The organism is Mesorhizobium carmichaelinearum (assembly GCF_900199455.1).
Taxonomy (GTDB): Bacteria; Pseudomonadota; Alphaproteobacteria; order Rhizobiales; family Rhizobiaceae; genus Mesorhizobium; species Mesorhizobium carmichaelinearum.
The window spans coordinates 98,679-113,181 of record NZ_FZQR01000005.1 but is presented as its reverse complement, the minus strand read 5'-3'; the positions used below and the strand labels follow the sequence as shown (position 1 = coordinate 113,181).

Annotated in this window: 15 protein-coding genes; 3 read left to right on the top strand and 12 right to left on the bottom strand. The window is 64.1% G+C overall.

Going from position 1 to position 14,503, the window contains the following annotated elements:
* Positions 1 to 93: 93 nt before the first annotated feature.
* Positions 94 to 1,095, bottom strand: a complete 1,002-nt coding sequence (locus CKW40_RS13530) for an NADP-dependent oxidoreductase (RefSeq protein ID WP_095200688.1) — start codon at positions 1,093 to 1,095, stop codon at positions 94 to 96.
* Between the two features lie 103 nt (positions 1,096 to 1,198).
* Positions 1,199 to 2,056 carry an oxidoreductase gene (locus tag CKW40_RS13525; RefSeq protein WP_439330982.1) on the bottom strand — a complete coding sequence of 286 codons (858 nt, stop codon included), beginning with the start codon at positions 2,054 to 2,056 and terminating at the stop codon, positions 1,199 to 1,201.
* Positions 2,057 to 2,118: 62 nt separating this feature from the next.
* Between CKW40_RS13525 and CKW40_RS13520 the strand changes: the two genes are divergently transcribed.
* Complete coding sequence (locus CKW40_RS13520) at positions 2,119 to 2,685, top strand: TetR/AcrR family transcriptional regulator (protein WP_095200411.1); 567 nt, start codon at positions 2,119 to 2,121, stop codon at positions 2,683 to 2,685.
* A gap of 627 nt (positions 2,686 to 3,312) precedes the next feature.
* Positions 3,313 to 4,146 (top strand): methyltransferase domain-containing protein, encoded by an 834-nt coding sequence (locus tag CKW40_RS13515; protein ID WP_095200410.1) that lies wholly within the window; start codon positions 3,313 to 3,315, stop codon positions 4,144 to 4,146.
* A 219-nt stretch (positions 4,147 to 4,365) separates the two neighbouring features.
* On the opposite strand, the gene CKW40_RS13510 is transcribed toward CKW40_RS13515, so the two are convergent.
* The 10 genes from CKW40_RS13510 to CKW40_RS13465 form a co-directional block, all read right to left on the bottom strand.
* Positions 4,366 to 5,352: a branched-chain amino acid ABC transporter permease gene (locus tag CKW40_RS13510; protein ID WP_095200409.1), complete on the bottom strand. Its 987-nt coding sequence runs from the start codon at positions 5,350 to 5,352 to the stop codon at positions 4,366 to 4,368.
* A 5-nt stretch (positions 5,353 to 5,357) separates the two neighbouring features.
* Positions 5,358 to 6,254: a branched-chain amino acid ABC transporter permease gene (locus CKW40_RS13505; protein WP_095200408.1), complete on the bottom strand. Its 897-nt coding sequence runs from the start codon at positions 6,252 to 6,254 to the stop codon at positions 5,358 to 5,360.
* Positions 6,251 to 6,958 (bottom strand): ABC transporter ATP-binding protein, encoded by a 708-nt coding sequence (locus tag CKW40_RS13500; RefSeq protein WP_244571176.1) that lies wholly within the window; start codon positions 6,956 to 6,958, stop codon positions 6,251 to 6,253. The genes CKW40_RS13505 and CKW40_RS13500 overlap by 4 nt, the downstream gene beginning before the upstream one ends.
* A 1-nt stretch (position 6,959) precedes the next feature.
* Positions 6,960 to 7,697 (bottom strand): ABC transporter ATP-binding protein, encoded by a 738-nt coding sequence (locus CKW40_RS13495; protein ID WP_095200407.1) that lies wholly within the window; start codon positions 7,695 to 7,697, stop codon positions 6,960 to 6,962.
* 98 nt (positions 7,698 to 7,795) lie between these two features.
* The gene (locus CKW40_RS13490; RefSeq protein WP_095200406.1) at positions 7,796 to 9,004 is read right to left on the bottom strand and encodes an amino acid ABC transporter substrate-binding protein; all 1,209 of its coding nucleotides are present in this window, start codon (positions 9,002 to 9,004) and stop codon (positions 7,796 to 7,798) included.
* Positions 9,005 to 9,060: 56 nt separating this feature from the next.
* Positions 9,061 to 9,450, bottom strand: a complete 390-nt coding sequence (locus CKW40_RS13485) for a nuclear transport factor 2 family protein (RefSeq protein WP_095200405.1) — start codon at positions 9,448 to 9,450, stop codon at positions 9,061 to 9,063.
* Positions 9,451 to 9,467: 17 nt separating this feature from the next.
* A complete protein-coding gene (locus tag CKW40_RS13480) occupies positions 9,468 to 10,262 on the bottom strand; it encodes a MoaF C-terminal domain-containing protein (RefSeq protein ID WP_095200404.1) in 795 nt (264 codons plus the stop codon).
* Between the two features lie 32 nt (positions 10,263 to 10,294).
* Positions 10,295 to 11,083, bottom strand: coding sequence for an SDR family NAD(P)-dependent oxidoreductase (locus CKW40_RS13475; protein ID WP_095200403.1), 789 nt, complete (start codon positions 11,081 to 11,083; stop codon positions 10,295 to 10,297).
* A gap of 185 nt (positions 11,084 to 11,268) precedes the next feature.
* A complete protein-coding gene (locus CKW40_RS13470; protein WP_244571189.1) occupies positions 11,269 to 11,850 on the bottom strand; it encodes a YceI family protein in 582 nt (193 codons plus the stop codon).
* A gap of 40 nt (positions 11,851 to 11,890) precedes the next feature.
* Positions 11,891 to 12,790 carry a hypothetical protein gene (locus CKW40_RS13465; RefSeq protein ID WP_143748284.1) on the bottom strand — a complete coding sequence of 300 codons (900 nt, stop codon included), beginning with the start codon at positions 12,788 to 12,790 and terminating at the stop codon, positions 11,891 to 11,893.
* A 209-nt stretch (positions 12,791 to 12,999) separates the two neighbouring features.
* Between CKW40_RS13465 and CKW40_RS13460 the strand changes: the two genes are divergently transcribed.
* The gene (locus CKW40_RS13460) at positions 13,000 to 14,502 is read left to right on the top strand and encodes an aldehyde dehydrogenase family protein (RefSeq protein ID WP_198421147.1); all 1,503 of its coding nucleotides are present in this window, start codon (positions 13,000 to 13,002) and stop codon (positions 14,500 to 14,502) included.
* Position 14,503: the final 1 nt, after the last annotated feature.

Genomic DNA, 14,503 nt, shown 5'->3' with positions numbered 1-14,503 from the left:
AAAGCTCATGGCCCATGGTGATCCCTGGCTTATGCAAAAATGCGAAGTGCGGCTGCCGGGTTAGCAGGATAAGCGTCTGCTTCTTTTGGCCTTCTATCTGACCTTGATGACGACCTTGCCTTTGGCGCGACCGCTTTCGACGTAGGCCAGAGCCTCATTGGTCGCTTCGAAGGCAAAGATCCGATCGACAACCGGGCGGATCGCTCCGGATTCGATGAGCGCGGTGATCTTGCCCAGCTGGTCACCTTGCGCCCCCATGAAAAGGAACGAAAAACTCACGCCACGGCGCCTGGCTCTGGACCGGATGCCGCGGCTTAGCAGGCGAAGAACCAGCCTCAGCACCACGTTCAGTCGCTTTTCCCGGGCGAATTCGGGATCCGGCGGACCGGAGATGGAGATGAGCTTGCCGCCCGGTTTCAGCACAGTGAGCGATTTCTCAAGCGTTTTGGCGTCCTGGCTGTTCAGGACGACGTCGTAGCCCGACAGGATTTTTTCGAAATCGTCTTTCCGGTAGTCGACGACGACATCGGCGCCGAGCCCCTTGACCAGACCCGCACTCGCCGCGCTCGCCGTCGTTGCCACGATCGCGCCGAGGTGCTTTGCCAGCTGGATGGCGAATGTGCCGACGCCGCCGGAGCCGGCCTGGATGAAGACCTTCTGGCCTTTCCTCAAGCCCGCCCTTTCGACGAGCACCTGCCAGGCGGTCAGGCCGACCAGCGGAATAGAGGCCACCTCTTCCATACTGAGATTTTTGGGCTTCAACGCCACGTCGGCTTCATCCATGGCGATGAACTCCGCGAACGCCCCGATCCGGCCGTCGCGCGGCCGCGCATAGACATCGTCGCCGGGTTTGAACTTGCGGACCTTCGAGCCCACGCGGATGACCTTCCCGGCCACGTCGTGGCCCAGGATGAACGGCCGGCGATAGGGCAGGATGAGCTTGAACTCTCCGGTCTTGACCTTGGAATCGAGCAGGTTCACCCCAGCGGCATGGACCTCGACCAGGACATCGCTGTCCCCGACTTCCGGTTCCGGCATCTCGGCCAGCCGCAGAGTGCCCTTCTTGCTGTATTTATCGACGACGAATGCCTTCATGGCAGTGACTTTCTGAAAGTGATTTGGCGTGTCGCCCATGCGTGAAATCGTCTGCCTTCAGACCGGCAGACGGAACTGCTTGCGCAAGCCCATCCAGCCTGCTTCAGGCCGGCAGCTCGTTGATCTTCCGCAGGCTCTTGTCGACCACGGATTCGGGAAGGAAACGGCGCAGGAACCGAACCTGGCCCGCCTGTTTTCCAGCGGTGTAGCGCCTGCGCGGCATTGCATCCGTCGCGGCTTTCACCACCGCTCTTGCGACAATGTCGGGGGCATCGCCGCGTTCTATCCACTTTCGCATCAACGCTTCCATGCGAGGGCGCACCGTATCATAGACCGGAAGCAACCGATCAGGTCTCGTAACATTTTCTTCGAACGACGTTCGGGTAACGCCGGGCTCGACTAGCACCACCCGAATTCCGAACGTGCGTAGCTCGTGGTCGAGCGACTCGGAATAGCCTTCGATGGCATGCTTCGTCGATGCGTACAGCGCGTTAAAGGGAGATGGGATCAGACCCAGAATTGAACTCATGTTGATGATCCTGCCCTTTCCTTGACGTCGCATGATCGGCAAAACCGCGTTCGTCACCCGCAGGACACCGAAGACGTTCACGTCGAACAGCGCGTGAGCTTGGGTGCTTGAGGATTCTTCCGCACCTCCGAGCAAACCGATACCGGCATTGTTGACGAGCAGGTCAATGCGTTTGGCCTTGGCCAGCACCTCGTCGACCAGTTTTGCCACGGAGGCTTCGTCGGTCACGTCGCAGGCCAGCATGGTAACGCCGTCCGGGCCGTTGCCGGCCGCACGGCGACTCGTCCCGAAGACGGTGAATCCTGCTCGCGCCAAAGCCTCGGCGCTGGCGCGGCCGATGCCCGAGGAGGCCCCGGTCACAATGGCGGTCTTTCCGGAATTCATAGTCATGTCACGCTCCAAAGCCACGAGGGCTAGCTTTTTCTCATTGATTGAATTACGATCATAATATCAAATTACGACCATAATGCAATAGCAGAAAGGCAGGAGCAGCCATGCGCTACGAAAAGGGCCGCAAGGACGCGTCACGCGGTAGGATCATGGAAGTCGCCGCCGACCGTTTCCGGGGTGACGGCATCGCCGCGTCCGGACTGGCGACCATCATGAGCGACGCCGGACTGACCAACGGCGCCTTCTACCCGCATTTCCAATCCAAGGCGGAGCTTGTGCGTGAAAGCGTGGCGGCGGCCATGGAGCTTCAGGCGCAGCAATTGGCGCAAGCACTCGCCTCGGGAGGCCCAGAGGTGGCCATAGAGGCCTATCTGTCGGCCGAGCACCGGGACAATCCGGGACAAGGCTGCGCGTCCGCCGCGCTGTTGCCGGAGCTGGCGCGTCAGCCACCGGAAACACGCGCCGTCTATACCGACCGCTTGCTGACCCTGGCGCACCAGCTGGCCGCCGCAATTCCACAGGCCAAGGATCCGGAAGGCACGGCGCTGGCTGTCTTTGCGACACTCATCGGCACGCTGCAACTGGCCCGCGCCGTCGAAGGGACGGAGTTATCGGATCGCATCCTCGCGGCGGGCAAAGATGCGGCACGGACGCTGATGCAGTCGCGTTAGCGCGGCGCCAATCGCGGGCACATAAGGGACGCCTCAGGCGGATCGGGTAGGACCTCCAAAGTTCTGCATTACCCCCATTCGGCAAGACAGCTTTATCCGGCACGCGATGCGCGCCAATTCATCGGTATCCAGTGCCGCGACCGAAAGATCCGGCGGGGGGCCGCGATATCCGGAGGTGGTGGCAGTCCGAGATTTGCTGGTAGCGTTGGCGATGCGGTGGAGCAGGTTCACGATGAACATGCACGCGGCGGCTAGGGGGCCGAAAGCGGAATGGCGGCTTACGGCTACGCAACGATGATATTAGACCGTCAGCTAGGTCGCCTGGCGCGCTGACGTGGCATTCGGGCCAAAAAGGCGGGTTGGAAGCTCGGATCACAGTTGGGGCGCCTCGAAGCGGGTTGGAACCGTCTACCTGTGAGACAGCCTATATAGACGGAGGCCCCAAGGAGTGCAGGACTGTCCCCCGAGGTTGCTTCGTGGCTATCGGCCGAGATTGGGCGCACCTTGTCCATCAGCATCAAATGATGAGGGCAATGGACCGGCCCGGTTCCACATAGATTCGCACCGCCATTGCGCGGTGCGATTCGGTACGCTTTTATCTTCGATGCGCCATAACGGGGTAGTCATTTGTCTGGCAGAAACGAAACGTCCACCGGTCACGAAGCGAGCGACGCCAGCTGGCTCGATCTTCATTTCGAATCGTCGCGGCCCGAATACGAGGCGGCCTTGCTCGACGCCGGTATCCGCCCGGGCTGGAGCGTGCTCGACGCCGGATGCGGCAGCGGCGGCTTCCTGCCGCTCATCGCCAGAGCCGTCGGCCCATCCGGCTTCATCGCCGCGCTCGACCTCGCGCCTGAAAACATCGGCCGAGTCGAGGTGCTCGCGGGCACGCTGCCCGAGCCGCCGGAAATTGCCACGCGTGTCGGCAGCATCCTGTCGCTGCCATTCGCCGACGCATCGTTCGATTGCGTCTGGTCCGGCAATGTCATGCAGTATCTGACACCGGCCGAGTTCGAGCTTGCCGTCGGCGAGGCCAGGCGCGTGCTGAAGCCGGGCGGCATCTTCGCCGTCAAGGATTTCGATTCGACTATCCTGCAGATCCTGCCCATGGACCGGACCCTGCTGGCGCGCTTCATGGCCGCCAGGCTGCAGGGGTTTCGCGACCGGGGCGTGCTCGGCACCGATTGCGGTTCGACGCTTCCGGCGCGTCTGCGGCAGGCGGGCCTGGAGGTCGTCAGTCGCAAGGGCTGGCTGGTCGAGCGCTGGGCGCCCGCGCCTCGCTTCACGCGCGACTATGTTCGCGACCTGCTGGCCTATTTTGCCAGCGTCGCTTCGGGCTACGCTCTGCCTGACGCCGACCAGGCCTATTGGCGAGAGCTGAAGCAGCGGCCGGATCGCCTGCTCGACGATCCGGACTTCTGCTACCGCGAGTTCTTCGTCGTGGCGGTCTGCCGGATTTAGCGCTCTGCTGCCGCGACCGCTGACGCGGGCGGTTGCGCGGAATTTCATCGAAGATCGTGCGTGACAATTCAAGCATGTGGGCGTTGTAGTCCCGGTTGCGCATCGCGTTGACACCAGTGATGTCCGCTTCTGGAGGTCGGAGGGGCCGGCGGAAGGACCGAGATCAGGCGCATTGCTGACATCAGCAACCATTTTATTTGAGCCTACGCTGAGCCTCCCTCAAACCACCCGCACCCTCCCTCCAAAACTCCGCATCAGTCCCTTCGGCAGGAACAGCATCGCCAGGATAATCGTCAGCCCCGAAATAACCGGGTGATAATCCGGCACGACGATGCGCGCGAGGTCGAACACCGCGTACATGACGAAAGCGCCGAGGATCGGGCCGAGCAGCGTGCCGGTGCCGCCGACCACGGTCATCATCAGCGGCAGCAGCATCCAGTCGAGGTCGAAGACCGAGTCCGGCCCGACATGGAAGATGTAGTAGGTGTAGAGGCTGCCGGCGATGCCGGCGATGAAGGCGCTGCCGGCGAAGGCGGCGACCTTGACCCTCAGCACATCGATGCCGTTGGCCGACGCCGCCATCTCGTCGTCGCGCACCGCAATCAGCGCCAGGCCGTAGCGCGAGCGCATCAGCAGGCGGATGGCGAGTGCTACGCCCACCATCAGGCCGAGCCCGACCAGATAGTGCGGCAACAGCGTGTCGAAGGTGCCGGCGGGCGCGACGACGCCGAAGGCGCCACCGGTGAAGTCGCCGCCATTGATGAACATCACCTTGACGATCTCGCCGAAGCCGAGCGTGCCCAGCGCGAAATAGTCGCCGCGCAGTTTGGACAAAAGCGGCAGGCCGATGATGATGGCGGCGACGGCCGCGACCAGCCCGCCCAGCACCATCGTCACCGGGTCGAAATAATAGATGCGCGGATAGGCATCATAGAGCGAGCCCCAGAGATAGTTGCCGCTCCACAGGATGGCAGTGGTGTAGGCGCCGAGCCCGAAGAAGGCGTGGTTGCCCAGGCTGATCTGGCCACCGAAGCCGGCGACGAGGTTCCAGCCTTGCGCCATGATGGCGTAGATGAAGACGAAGAACAGGAACGAGAAGGCGTAGCTGTCGATCGCGCCGGGCAGCAGCGGCAACAGCGCGAGCGCCGCGACGACGGCAATGGCGATCCACATCCAGGCTTGTTTTGGCACGGCTTGCTTCAACATGGCGCTCAAGCCTTCTTGTAGGGCCGGCTGAACAGGCCTTCCGGCTTGAACATCAGCACCGCCAGGAACACGCCGTAGGCGATGGCGTTGGTCCAGCCGCCCGAGATGAAATACTGCACATAGGCCTCGATCAGACCGAGGATGATGCCGCCGGCGAGCGCGCCGGCGACATTGCCGATGCCGCCCAGCGCCAGTGCCACCAGCGCCTTGAGGCTGAAGATGAAACCGGCGAACGGGTTGAACGGGAAGGTGGTCGCCACCGCCACGCCCGCCGCTCCGGCAAGCGCAATGCCGATGGCGAAGGCAATCGCATTGACGCGGTGCGGGCTGATACCCATTAGCGTCGCCGCTTCCATGTCCTCGGAGGCCGCGCGCACCGCCTTGCCGACCAGCGTCTTGCGCAGGAACAGCACCACCAGCCCGGTGCCGGCAAGCGCGATCAAGAAACCCATCGAGCGCGTGAAGGAGGTGCGCACGCCCAAAATCTCGATGCCGCTCGCCGTGTAGGAGGTGACCACAGCGGCGGTGTTGCCACCCCAGACCACCGTCATCAGATTCTGGACCAGGAACATCAGGCCGACGGCGATCAAGAGCGAGATGTTGCGGTCCTCTTCGGCGGCCGCGCGGCGGAACAGGCCCTGATAGACCAGCCAGCCGACGCCGAGCCCGACTGGCACGACGATCAGCAGCGACAGGAACGGGTCGATGCCGAGCCCATAGAACAGCGCCCGCACGAAATAGGCGGCAAGGATGATCATCGCGCCCTGCGCCAGGAAGATCAGCCGCATGGTGCCGAAGATCAGGCTGAGGCCCACGGCGGCGACGCCATACATGGCACCGCCCAGCGCGCCATTGAGCGATAGCTGCAGCAGGATTTCGGGAGGCGGAATGGCCTGCATCATTGCACCTCCAACACGCCCATATAGGCCTTCTGGATTTCGGGGTCGGCGATGAGCTCGGCGCCCGTGCCTTGCATGGCAAGCTCGCCGGTCTTCAGCACGAAGCCATAGTCGGCAACCTTCAGCGCCTGATGGATGTTCTGCTCGACCAAGAGGATAGTGACGCCCTGTTTGTGCAAGGTCTCGATCAGCGCGAACATCTGCTGCACCACGATCGGGCTGAGGCCCAGCGACGGCTCGTCGAGGATGAGCAGCGATGGGTCCGACATGGTGGCGCGCGCGATCGCCAGCATCTGCTGCTCGCCGCCGGAGAGCGAGCCGGCCTTCTGCCCTGCACGCTCCTTCAGCCGTGGAAACAGCACGTAGGCTTTCTCCAGCGACTGCTTGAAATGCTTTCGCACCTTGGGCTGGAAAGCGCCGAGTTCGAGGTTTTCCAGCACCGTCATCTGCCGGAACAGGCCGCGCCCTTCCGGCACATGCGCAATGCCCATGCCGGCGATCTCCTCCGGCGCCTTGCCGGCCAGCGGCACGCCCGCAAGAAGGACCTCGCCGCGCCTCGGCTTCAACAGGCCGGAGATGGTCTTCAAGAGCGTCGTCTTGCCGGCGCCATTGGCGCCGACGATGGCGACGATGGTGCCGGGGTCGACATGGATCGACACGCCCCACAGCGCGCCGACATCGCCATAGGCGACTTCCAGGTTTTTCACGTCAAGCAGCCGGTTCGCCAAGATAGGCCTCGATCACTTTGCGGTTGGCGACGATGTCGCGGGGCGTGCCGTCGGCGATCTTCTCGCCATGGTCGAGCACGATCACCCGGCTGCACACTTTCATGATGGCGTCGACCTTGTGCTCGACCCACAGGATCGACACGCCCCGCTCGCTGCGCACCCGGCGGATGACATCGACCATGCGCTGGATCTCGGTCGGGTTCAGCCCCGCCATCGGCTCGTCGAGCAGGAGCAGCGCCGGGCTGGAGGCGACTGCCCGCGCGATCTCCAGCAAGCGCCGGTCGGACAGCGTCATATGCGCGGTACGGACATCGCGTTTTGCGGTCAGCCCGACAAGCTCCAGCGCTTCTTGCGCTGCCGCCGTCGCATGCTTGACGCGCCCGCCTGATCCATAGACCGCGCCGACCATGATGTTCTCGAACGCCGTCATGGTGAGGAACGTGCGCACCAGTTGGAAGGTGCGCGCAATGCCGAGCCGGCAGATGCGGTGCGGCGCCGTGCCGGTGATGTCCTGGCCACGGAAGCGGATGCGCCCTTGCGTCGGCGTGTAGAGCGCCGTGATCAGGTTGAACAGCGTCGACTTGCCGGCGCCATTGGGACCAATCAGCCCGATCAGCTCATTGGCGCCGACGGCAATGTCGATGTTGTTGAGCACGACAAGCCCGCCGAACCGCTTCTGGACCGCCTCGAGGCGAAGCAGGGTTTCGTCAGGCTGCATCGTGTTTCCGTTTCTCCAGTCAGGTTCTGTGGGTCGGCAGACGGATGCCTGGCTTCGCAATCAGGCACCCGCCTCCCCTGTCCGCTGTTTTCAGCCGCTCAGCGCTTGTCCCAGGCAGGAGCCGGCTTGTAAGTCCAGTTGCCGTCCGGGAAGATCAGCTGGTGCTTGCCTTGCCACCATTGCGTGGCGACGCTGGGGATGAGGGCAAAGCCGGTCTGGTCGAATTTGAGATCGCCGACCACCGTGTCCTTGAACTCCTGGCCGAAGATCGCGTCGTGGATCGCGCCGGCATCGGTGGAGCCGGCTTTCTCGATCGCCTGCGCCAGCACCTGCGCGTTGGCGTAGAAGGCGCCGACGGTCACCGAGTCCTTTTTGAACTCGGCCTCGTAGCGGTCGCCGAGTTCCTTGGCGCCCTTATAGGGATAGCTCGACGACCAGAAGCCGTCGGTCAGGATGTAGTCGGAATCCGCGCCGAGCGCTTCGTGGAACTCACCCGTCCAGGTACCCTTCCAGCCATGCAGGTAAGGCACGGAGAAGCCGAGCTCCTTCATCTGGCGCAGCAGCGTCACCGTGTCGGCCGGCGAGCCGAACACCAGCATGGCGTCGACGTCTGCCGCCTTGAGCTTCGTGATCAGCGCCGAATAGTCGGTGGCGCCGATCGCCCAGGGATCGTCGACGGCAAAGGTGTAGCCATACTTCTTGGCCGCCGCCTCGAAGGCGCCGCCAAAGCCCTTGCCGTCTGGCGAATCCTCGGAGACCAGCGCCGGGTTCTTCGGCTTCTCATTGGCCGGCAGCTTGTCCCAGATCTCGAACGGCACTTCCGCGCCCGGCCCCGGATGGAAGAAGAACAGCGCCGAATATTTCAGCTTCAACGGCTGCCATTCGAACGGAAAGGCCGTCGTGATCATGTAGAATTTCTTGTATTTTTCCGCGACGATGGCGCCGGCAATGTTCATCGGCCCGGAATGGGTCGACAAAAGCGCATCGACCTTCTGCACCTTGATCAGGTTTTCCAGCGCCGACGCCACCTTGCCTTCCGAGCTTTCATCGTCGGCGACGACGAGGCGCACCGGCAGCTTTTTGCCGGCCGACTTGACCATGATGCCGCCGGCCTTGTTGATGTCGGCCACCGCCTGCTCATAGGCCCATTTCTGTTCCTTGCCGTCGCCGGCCAGCGGCCCGGTCAAGGAGATCGGCGCGCCGATGACGATCTCGGTGTCGCCGGCATTCGCCAGGCTGGTGTCGCCGGCCGCGAACGCGGCCGACAGGGCCAGGCCCGCCAGCATTGCCTTCAGACTGTTTCCCATTTCATCCTCCCAGGTTTTTCGATCGGGCGGACACGGTCGTGCCCGGCCGCATGCCCTCAGACCGTCGCTGCCGCGACCAGGCTGGTGTCGGTGAACTGCTCGAAACTCAGTGCCTTGCCATCCTCCATTTCCCAGACATGGACGACGCGCGCCGACATCGGCTTGCCGGTCTTTTTGTAGACACCCGAATAAGTGCCGATGCCGACGATGGTGGTGCCGCCATCGACCAGTTTTTCGAGCTTCAAGGCGTAGCCGTCCCACTCCTCGCCGATGCGCTTGAAGACGCCATCGATGATGGCGTTAGGGCCGACATAGGTGCCGGCATAGGGAAAGCCCGCCATCTCGGTCCAGGCGGTGCGGCTGGTGACCGGCGCCATCATCGCCGCCAAATCCTTGGCGTCGGAGCCGGCATAGTGCGCCTTGATCGCTTCGTAGTTTTTATTCATGGCGTTCCCCCGCGCGGTCAGACCGGCGCCTTGCCTTCGTCGTAGGCGGTTCTGGATTTCTTCTCGATGTGGGCGCCGGCCGGCTTGTTCTCGATCTTGCCCTGGCTGGTCACGCCGAGGAATTTCCCCGTCGAGTGCATGACGTCCCAATTGTAGAAGAACAGCGAGGCGACCGGGATGATGAACTCGCGGAAGCCGAACACATACTGGTTCTCGGCGAACTTCCAGGTCGTCGCCAGATCGACGTCGCCATGGCCGCGCTGGATGCCGACGAGGTTCTGCCAGGCATAGCGCTCGGAAGAGAGATAGATGTGCTCGTAGACGTGGTTGGGGCTGTATGTGTAGTGCGCGGTGAGCCCGATCAGGTCCCGCGTCGGCGCCGGCGCGGTGCCGGTAGGCAGCACCGAGGGATCGCCGAGCACGCCGGCCGACCAGGTCTGCGCCACGCGCGGCTCGCCGGGTGCCTCGCCGGCTTCACGCACCCTTTCGCGCACCGACAGCACGCGGCGCGTGCTGGTGTTGATGATGAAGGCCTCGTCCTCATCAGGCCGGGCCGAGAAAATCATATTGATGAAGTACACGTTGGAGGCGACTTCGAGCGCCTCGTACCAGTCGGCGCCCGCCTCGCTGCCTTCGCTCCACGCCACCGTGTCGAGCGATGTGAAGGCGAGGTCGATGGTGCGGCCGGTGTCGAGCGTGACCTTGAAGGTCTGGCCGCGCAGCGCATCCGTCGTCGCCAACCGGTTGGTGGCGATGCCGGCCGCGAAATCGTCGAAGTGCTTCCAGTCCGCAGGTCTGTTCTGGTCGTTCATCGCACTCTCCACATCAATCGACAAAGCCCCAATCAATCCGCGAAAGCCAACGTCGGCAGGTCGACGACGGTGGCGCCGCCATCGACGGTCAGGATCGACCCGTTCATCATCGCCGCCTCGCCGGAGGCGACGAAGCAGATGACGTTAGACACCTCTTCCGGCGTCGCCGGCCTGCCAAGCGGTACGTCCTTGGTGACGAGGCGATAGGCCTCGTCGATCGAGCCGAGCCCGTGCTTTTCGACGATTACCTCCATCTGCTCGTCGGCCATGTCGGTCGACACCCAGCCCGGGCAGATGATGTTGGTGCGCACACCCTTGCGGCCATAGTCGCGCGCCAGCGATTTGCCGAAGCCGATGCAGGCATGTTTCATGGTGACGTAGCCTGCCGCATCCGGCCCGGCGAACAGGCCGGCGATCGAGGCGACGACGACGATGTTGCCCTTGCGCGCAATCAGGTCAGGCAGGCATTCGCGGGCGCAGACGAAGGCGGTGTCGAGATTGCTGCGCGTCGCCATGCTCCAGGTCTCATCGCTCATCGAAATGGTCGGGCCGACGCCATGACCGCCGGCATTGGCGACGAGGATGTCGACCGGTCCGATCTTGTCATGCACTTCGGCGAGCGCGGCGCGCACCGCTTGGGGATCGGCGGCATCGCCCTGCACCACCAGCCCGCCAATATCCCTGGTCACGGCTTCCAGCGGCTCGCGCCGCCGGCCCATCAGCACCACCTTGGCACCGTCGGCCGCCATGCGCTTGGCGACAGCCGCACCGATGCCGGTACCGCCGCCGGTGATGAAGGCCGTCTTTCCAAGAAATCGCATGGTTCCATCCCGATTGCTGAGCGCGCCGGCTAAGCGCCGATCTTCGCTGGGGATAGTGCGGCATCCCCGATTTCTCGTCTTGTCCGAGCGGGAACTTTGTTTTGACTGAGCGCGCACTTCGCGCCTGTCTGGTGAAATGCCGCGCGACCTTTCGGCCGCGCGGCGCCCCGCCAACTGCCGGCGGCCTATTTCTTCACCGCTTCAAGGTCGATGACGATGTCGACATCCGGGCCGAGGCCGAAGCCGGTGGCGGCCTTGGCCATCGGGAAGTCGGCGGTGCTGACTTTGCCGGTGGCGGTGAACGCCGCCTTGGTCAGCGTCGCATCCCACGGCGCCGGCGCTTCGTTGACCAGCGTCACGTCGAGCGTGATCTCCTTGGACACGCCGCTGATGGTGAGGTTGCCGGTGACCTTGCCGGTCTTGTCGTCGACCTTCTCGACCTTGGTGCTTTCGAAGGAGATCGCCGGGAATTCGGCGGCGTTGAAGAAGTCGGGGCCTTTGAGATCGCTGTCGCGCTGGTCATAGGCGGTGTGCACCGAGCCGACATCGAGCTCGGCCTTGACGCTGCTCTTCGACGGGTCGGCCTTGTCCATCACGATGGCGCCCTTCACCGCATCGAACTGGCCATGCGCGGTGCCATAGATGCCATGCTTGATGGTGAAGGTGACCCAGGCGTGCTGGCCGTCGATCTCGTAGTTCTCGGCGTGAGCCGCCGATGCGAAGGCGCACATCGAGGCAAAGGCAAGCGCGGCCGTCAGTTTTCTCATCGTCACGTCAGTCTCCCTATTGTTGGTTGTCATTCTCTGCTCAGGAAAAGCCAAGCGCGGCTCCGTGCGGCGCAAACAGCAGCGCCGTCAGGATCGCCAATATCGCCGGTAGGGCGATCAGCAGACCGGCAACCAGCGGCCGCAACGGCCGGGCACCGGAAACAAGGCCCCGCAGCGGACCGGGCACCAAGGCGGCCACGGCAAGCGGCAAGGGCGAAAGCATGAGCGCCACCGGGTTGGCCTTCGGCGCCAGCAGCGCCACCTGGATCAACACCGTGGCGGCGGCAAAGATGAGGATCAGCTCGGCGCCCTTGCTCCAGCCGGCGGCCGTGCCGCCGCGCAGCACCGCGATGTACTGGACGAGGCACCAGCCGCCGGCGAGCGCGGCCAGCGATCCCAGCAATTGCCCGGTGACGATCGAGGCGCCGAGCACCGAGATGATGGCGCCGGCCAGGCATAGGGCCAGCATGGCTGCAGGCGCCAGGAACGGCTCTTCAGCCGCAGGCGATGGCGAGGCGCGCAACGACAGCAGCATCGCGACGCCTACAATCGCCACCAGGCCGGCAATGAGGGCTGCGATCATCTGCAAGTCGAGCGCACCGCCGGCAAGACGGCGCCAGCCGAGCCACAGCAGCGCGGCCGCAAACATGGCGGCGACAAGCTTGCCTGCCACGGCAGCGCTGAGCAGGCGTTCAGGCAACAGCCCCGCGACAATCCCGGCAAAGGCAAGATAGATCAGCTTCTGGCTGGCGGCGACCGGCGGCACCACGGGCGGGCCGAGCGTGTCCCAGTAAAAGAACAGCAGCAGCGCGGCCACCACCAGCGAAAGCACGGGCGAGGACGGCGGCAGGGCAAACCGCGCCAACAGCGCCATCACCACGCCGAGCACAAACGGCAGCGCCGCCGTTGTGACCATCGGATTGCCCAGCAATGCGCTCAATGGCCGATACCTCTTTGACATCTGGCAGGCTCGCGCAAAACGCGCGGCTTGATGCGACCTTGGTCTAGGCCAACCGATCGCAAGGCGTCTTGTCCGAGCGGGAACTTTGTTTTGACTGAGCGCGCACTCGCGCCGTCTTCGGCTTGAAGCCGGCGGATGCGCTCCATAACCCTCGGCACAACTGTTCATCAGCAATCGAGGAGGATGGCGTGAACGAGAGAATTGTGCCGCCGATCAGCGCCGCAGCAGCCGCCTTCCTGGCGCGTTCGCACCGGCCCTTCATCAATGGCCGTTTCGTCGATGGTCTCGCCGGTGAAGGCCTTGCCGTCGACGATTCCGCTTCCGGCGAGATCGTCGCCCATGTTCCCGAAAGCGGCCCCGAACTTGTCGATCAGGCGGTGCGCGCCGCGCGTGCAGCACTCGATGGTCCATGGGCAACGATGCGGCCGGTCGACCGTCAGAATTTGATGCTGAAACTCGCCGACGCCGTCGAGGCCGACGCCGATCTGCTCGCCGAAATCGAAAGCATCGAGAACGGCAAGTCGCTCGGCGTAGCCCGCATGTTGAGCGCCGGCGGCACCGTCGACTGGCTGCGCTACTATGCCGGCTGGGCGACCAAGATCGAGGGTTCGACCTTCCAGGTCTCCATTCCCGTGCCGCCAGGCGCCAGGCACCAGGCGATGACGGTGATGGAGCCGGTCGGCGTCGTCGGCGCCATCGTGCCGTGGAATTTTCCGCTGCTGATCGGCATGTGGAAGATCGCGCCGGCGCTGGCCTGCGGCTGCACGGTGGTGCTGAAGCCGCCGCAGGAAACGCCGCTCGGTCTGCTGAGGCTTGCTGAACTGATCGAAGCGGTCGGTTTCCCGCCCGGCGTCGTCAACATCGTCACCGGCAGCGGGTCCATCACCGGCGAGGCGCTGATCCGCCATCCCGGCATCGACAAATTGACCTTCACCGGCTCGACGGAAGTCGGCAAGCGCGTCGGCCATGCGGCGGTCGACCGTGTTGCCCGCTTCACGCTGGAGCTCGGCTCGAAATCGCCGATGATCCTGCTCGCCGACATGGAGGACGGCGTCGAGCCGCTGATCGCCGGGCTCGGCATGTTCTTCAACCAGGGCCAGGTCTGCACCTCGGCCTCGCGGCTGCTCATCGAGAAGTCGATCTACGACCGCACGCTTTCGCGGCTGGCCGAGATCGCCGACAACATGACGCTGGGCGCCGGCCGCGACGCGGGAGCTGAGATCAACCCGCTGGTCTCGGCCAAGCATCGAAAAAGCGTCGAGGGCTTTGTCGAGCGTGGCCTGGCGGCAGGCGTTGAACGGGTCAGCGGCGCACGGCCGGTGCCGGCCAGGGGCCACTATGTGGCGCCCACCATCCTGCACAATGTTCGCCCCGACATGGAAATCGTACGCGAGGAGGTGTTCGGCCCGGTGGTGGCGGCAATGCCTGTCGCCGATCTCGACGAGGCGATCCGCATCGCCAACGACACGCGCTATGGTCTCTCGGCCTCGATCTGGACCCGCGACATGGGCAAGGCGATGACCGCCATCCACGGCCTCAAGGCCGGCACGGTGTGGGTCAATTCGCACAACACGCTCGACCCCGCGGCACCGTTCGGCGGCTTCAAGCAGTCCGGCATCGGCCGCGAGCATGGCCACGCCGCCATCGACGGTTATCTCGAGACCAAGACCGTCATCATGCGCTATGCCTGAC

Excerpts from the sequence above, each read along its gene's own strand:
- CKW40_RS13530 (WP_095200688.1), bottom strand. The coding sequence starts at position 1,095 with ATGAAGGCATTCGTCGTCGATAAATACAGCAAGAAGGGCACTCTGCGG.
- CKW40_RS13520 (WP_095200411.1), top strand. The coding sequence starts at position 2,119 with ATGCGCTACGAAAAGGGCCGCAAGGACGCGTCACGCGGTAGGATCATG.
- CKW40_RS13510 (WP_095200409.1), bottom strand. The coding sequence starts at position 5,352 with ATGTTGAAGCAAGCCGTGCCAAAACAAGCCTGGATGTGGATCGCCATT.
- CKW40_RS13505 (WP_095200408.1), bottom strand. The coding sequence starts at position 6,254 with ATGATGCAGGCCATTCCGCCTCCCGAAATCCTGCTGCAGCTATCGCTC.
- CKW40_RS13495 (WP_095200407.1), bottom strand. The coding sequence starts at position 7,697 with ATGCAGCCTGACGAAACCCTGCTTCGCCTCGAGGCGGTCCAGAAGCGG.
- CKW40_RS13490 (WP_095200406.1), bottom strand. The coding sequence starts at position 9,004 with ATGGGAAACAGTCTGAAGGCAATGCTGGCGGGCCTGGCCCTGTCGGCC.
- CKW40_RS13485 (WP_095200405.1), bottom strand. The coding sequence starts at position 9,450 with ATGAATAAAAACTACGAAGCGATCAAGGCGCACTATGCCGGCTCCGAC.
- CKW40_RS13480 (WP_095200404.1), bottom strand. The coding sequence starts at position 10,262 with ATGAACGACCAGAACAGACCTGCGGACTGGAAGCACTTCGACGATTTC.
- CKW40_RS13475 (WP_095200403.1), bottom strand. The coding sequence starts at position 11,083 with ATGCGATTTCTTGGAAAGACGGCCTTCATCACCGGCGGCGGTACCGGC.
- CKW40_RS13470 (WP_244571189.1), bottom strand. The coding sequence starts at position 11,850 with ATGAGAAAACTGACGGCCGCGCTTGCCTTTGCCTCGATGTGCGCCTTC.